Origin of the sequence: Mesorhizobium sp. ORS 3428 (assembly GCF_001854785.1) — a bacterium.
Taxonomy (GTDB): Bacteria; Pseudomonadota; Alphaproteobacteria; order Rhizobiales; family Rhizobiaceae; genus Mesorhizobium.
Genome location: NZ_MDFL01000084.1, coordinates 1 through 1,520, shown reverse-complemented (window position 1 = coordinate 1,520; position 1,520 = coordinate 1). Strand labels below are relative to the sequence as shown.

The 1,520-nt window shown below is 60.6% G+C and carries 2 protein-coding genes; one reads left to right on the top strand and one right to left on the bottom strand.

Annotated elements, in window-relative coordinates; translation table 11 throughout:
- Positions 1-165: 165 nt before the first annotated feature.
- Positions 166-486, bottom strand: coding sequence for a hypothetical protein (locus tag ORS3428_RS31350; protein WP_083355060.1), 321 nt, complete (start codon positions 484-486; stop codon positions 166-168).
- Between the two features lie 331 nt (positions 487-817).
- Between ORS3428_RS31350 and ORS3428_RS08495 the strand changes: the two genes are divergently transcribed.
- Positions 818-1,520 (top strand): glycosyltransferase family 2 protein (locus ORS3428_RS08495; RefSeq protein WP_071096416.1); only part of this gene is annotated, 703 nt, incomplete at its 3' end.

Sequence of the window (1,520 nt, the reverse complement as noted above, 5' to 3'; positions counted from 1 at the left end):
CTCGCCCACCACCGCGGCTCCCGGTCGTGCCGTCAGATGGGCAATACCGGGGCCGTCGCCACGGTCCTCGCTGCCGCGCAGGATCACCGCATATTCCCCGGTCACCCTGTTTTCGTAGACGTCCCCGCAACGCGACATGGATGAGCCCCTCGTGCCAATGCAGCCTCATGCGACCACAGTTGAGGCCGCCGCAACACTAGCACGGAAACGGGCAAGGCGTGCACCTGCTGGACATGCGCCCCTCCGCCGCCGCGGCGTTATCGAAGGGATCGGTGCAGACCAGCCGGTCAGAGGACAGGCGAGCCGCTWTTTCACYGAACTGGTGACGGTCCGGTCGATGCCGTCGGGAACGGATTTGCGCTCGTTGCCGGCGATCATGCTTATCACCAGAAGGCTGAGAAGGATCGGCACAAACAGAACGGCAACACGGGCCTGGACGTAGAGTATGGCGCGCCATTCATTGCGCTTTTCGGCGCTGTCGTTCATCGTGCTCACTCTGTCATGCCCCCCGAGGCGGGGCATAGTAGCGAAGCGTTAAACAACCCCTTCCGATTCCGTTAATTCGCGGAGTTCGAACCCGCCGTGCCGAGCCGTCGTCTGCCTGCCGGCATTCGTCGGTTTTGCCGTATCAAATAAAAGGCCGGCGATATTGACGAAAACCGATCGTCCACAATAGAAAGTAGCGGGGTTTTCGGGGTGGGGTACAGCAAATGCCTGGAGGGATACTCCGCGCAATATACAGGCGCGGAAGGGTACGTCTTTGCCACGTGCTTCGATACATTTTCGATCGGCGCGAAGAAACGACAGKGGCGTTTTTATGATCCTGTCCAAACCTCCGTTGATTTCAGTGATCGTCAACACCTACAACTGGCCGGAAGCGCTGAGGCTCAGTCTGCAGTCGCTCGCCAGYCAAATCGAGCGCGGCTTCGAGGTCATCGTCGCCGATGACGGATCACGGCCCGACACGGCCGAGGTGATCGAGGCGTTTTCCCGCTCCGCACCGGTACCGGTCAGGCATGTCTGGCATGAGGATATCGGCTTTCGCCGTTCCRCAATCCTGAACAAGGCCATCTGCGAGGCTCGCGGCTCCTATCTGATCTTCGTTGACGGCGACTGCATCCTGCAGCCCGACTTCGTCGCCCAGCATCGCGCGCTGGCCCGGCCGAACTACCTCATCACCGGCAGCCRCATTCTGCTTGGCCAGGAGTTCAGCAAGGCGCTGCTGGCTGAAGGAACTTGGAACTACCAAGCCTTCCGCCGGAATGTCCTGCGCCACCGCTTGAAAGGCGATATTTCCAAGATCACGGCGTTTTTCGTCCGGCTGCCACGCTGGGGGAGGATGTCGGTTTATCGTTCCTTCGTCTTCCGGCGCATTAAGGGCTGCAATCTCGCCTGTTGGAAAAGCGATGCGCTTTCGGTCGGCGGCTTCGACGAGACCTTCACAGGCTGGGGCTATGAGGACGCTGACTTCGTCTTCCGATTGCAGGACAAGGGCATCATCCGCCGCGCCGGCACCTGGG